This window comes from Streptomyces sp. NPDC001985 (assembly GCF_040296845.1).
Taxonomy (GTDB): Bacteria; Actinomycetota; Actinomycetes; order Streptomycetales; family Streptomycetaceae; genus Streptomyces.
This window is the reverse complement of the sequence record NZ_JBEOYB010000177.1, coordinates 1-2,881: the sequence shown is the minus strand read 5'-3', so window position 1 is coordinate 2,881 and position 2,881 is coordinate 1. Positions and strand designations below refer to the sequence as shown.

At 69.7% G+C, this 2,881-nt stretch carries 1 protein-coding gene; it reads left to right on the top strand.

All coding sequences use genetic code 11. The annotated features are described in order from the left end of the window. A partial coding sequence (locus ABT122_RS33405; RefSeq protein ID WP_351559925.1) for a non-ribosomal peptide synthetase occupies positions 1-2,881 on the top strand: 2,881 nt, incomplete at both ends.

Below are 2,881 nucleotides of genomic sequence, written 5' to 3'. Positions count from 1 at the left end.
GTGCTGGGTCTGGACCGGGTCGGGGCCGAGGTGTCGTTCTTCGACCTCGGCGGCGACTCCCTCCTCGCCATGCGCCTCATCGCCCGCGCCCGGGCAGTGTTGGACACCGAGCTGAGTATCCGGGAACTGTTCGCCTCGCCGACCGTGGCGGCACTCGCCCGGCTGGTCGATGGCGGCCATGGCACTGTCAGGGTTGCCCTGACACCCCGGCCGCGGCCGGAGGTCGTACCGCTGTCCTTCGCCCAGCAGCGGATGTGGTTCCTGAACCGCCTGGAGGAGACCGACTCGGGCGCCGACGCGGCCTACAACCTCCCACTGACCCTGCGCCTGTCGGGTGAGCTGGATGTGGCGGCCCTCGAAGCGGCGCTCGGCGATGTGGCCGACCGGCACGAGAGCCTGCGGACCGTCTTCCCCGAGACCGACGGCGCCCCGCGCCAGCACATCCTGGACAGCCGGGCCGGCCGGCCACCGCTGATCGTCGTCCAGACCACGGAAGCCGAGCTGGAAGACGTCCTGACCACCCATGCCGGGCACGGCTTCGATCTGAGCGTCGATCTGCCGTGGCGCACAAGGCTCTTCGTCACCGGTCCTTCGGAGTATGTGCTGCTGATCGTGGCGCATCACATCGCGGTCGACGGCTGGTCGATGGGTGCGCTGTCGCGTGATCTGGGGACGGCTTACGCGGCTCGGAGGGAGGGCCGGGCGCCGGGGTGGGAGCCGCTGCCGGTGCAGTACGCGGACTACGCGCTGTGGCAGCGCGAGGTCCTCGGCGACCTCGACGACCCCGACAGCCTCATCAGTGAGCAACTCGGCTTCTGGCGGGAGACCCTGGAGGGCGCCCCCGAAGAGCTGGTGCTCCCGGCCGACCGCCCGCGCCCACCCGTGCCCTCCTTCGACGGACGCTCGGTGCCGGTACGGGTCGGTGCCGAGGCCCACGCCGAACTTGTGGAGGTCGCGGGCCGGAGCCGGGCGACGATGTTCATGGTCGTACACACGGCGATAGCCGTACTGCTCTCGCGGATGGGCGCCGGAGATGACATCCCTCTGGGCACCCCGATCGCCGGTCGCGGGGACGCGGCGCTGGACGATCTGGCGGGCTTCTTCGTCAATACGCTGGTGCTGCGCGCGGATCTGAGTGGGGACCCGACCTTCAGTGAGCTGCTGGCGCGGGTCCGGGAGACCGATCTCGCTGCGTACGGTCATCAGGATGTGCCGTTCGAGCGGCTGGTGGATGTACTGAGCCCGGTGCGGTCGCTCTCCCGGAACCCGCTGTTCCAGGTGATGCTGGCCCTCCAGAACGTGCCGGTCGCGCACTGGGAACTCCCTGGCCTCGATGTCGGTCCCGTGCCTTCGGGTTCCGAACTGGCGGCGCGGTTCGATCTCTCCGTGACGCTGGTGGAGGAGCGTGATGCCGAGGGTGCGCCGGCTGGTATCGGGGGCGGGATTCTCTACGCCACGGACATCTTCGACGAGGAGACGGTGCGGGGGCTGGCGCGTCGGCTGGGTCGGGTGCTGGAGCAGGTGGCGGCCGATCCGGAGGCCAGGCTGAGCCGGATCGAGGTACTGGACGAGATCGAGCGGGCGCAGGTTGTCACCGAGTGGAACGACACCCACGAGGCGCCGGAGGCCGAAACGGTCCTCGGCCTGTTCGCGGCGAGGGTCGAGGCCGCGCCGGGTGTCGCGGCGGTGCGGTGTGGGTCGGTGGTGTTGTCGTACGGGGAGTTGGAGGCGCGTGCGAATCGTCTGGCCCGCTATCTGACCGGTTTGGGTGTGGGCCGGGAGTGTGTGGTGGGTCTGTGCCTGCCGCGTGGGGTCGACATGGTGGTGGCGCTGCTGGCGGTGTGGAAGGCGGGTGGCGCGTATGTGCCGCTCGACCCGGAGCATCCGGCGGAGCGTCTCGCTTACATGGTCGCGGACAGTGGTGCCGGGGTGGTGCTGTCGGGGGCTGAGCTGGAGCTGCCGGGTGAGGGTGTGCGGGTGGTGCTCTGGGACGAGATCGCCGCTCTCGTAGCGGAGCAGCCGTCCACGCCCCTGGAGACGGTGGTGGGTCCGGAGCAGTTAGCGTATGTGATCTATACGTCGGGTTCCACGGGCCGTCCGAAGGGTGTGGCGGTGGCGCATGGCGGGGTGGCGAACCTCGCCCAGGTGATGCGCCCCGTGCTCGGTGTCGACGAGGGTGTCGTCGCCCTTCAGTTCGCCTCCTTCAGCTTCGATGCGGCTGTGCTGGATGTGGCGGTGACGCTGGGTGCGGGTGGGACGCTCGCTATCGCGTCGAGTGAGGAGCGGAGGGAGCCGGAGGCGCTGGCGGAGATGATCCGTGCCGCCGGGGTGGAAGTCGCCAGTGTGGTGCCGTCGCTGCTGGGTGTGCTGGATCCGGGTGCGGTGTCGGGTGTGCGGAACTGGGTGCTGGGTGCGGAGCGGTTGAACGCTGATCTGGCGAGCCGGTGGCTGGCGGGGTCGCGGGTGTGGAATACGTACGGTCCGACCGAGGCGACCGTGATCACCACCGCTGTGCCGCTGGACCCGGCGATGGGTCCGGAGGATCAGCCTCCGGCCATCGGCGCCCCGATCGGCAACGCCCGCGTCTTTGTCCTGGACGATTTCCTCCAGCCCGTACCCGTGGGCGTCACCGGCGAGCTGTATGTGGCGGGTGCCGGTCTGGCCCGGGGCTACGTCGGCCGCCCGGATCTGACCGCTGAGCGGTTTGTTGCCAACCCGTATGGCGGTCGGATGTACCGCTCGGGTGACCTCGCTCGCTGGACAGCCGACGGGCAGCTCCTCTTCGTCGGCCGGGCGGATGAGCAGGTGAAGATCCGTGGTTTCCGTGTCGAGCCGGGCGAGATCGAAGCTGTGATCGCTTCGCACGAGACGGTCGGCCAGG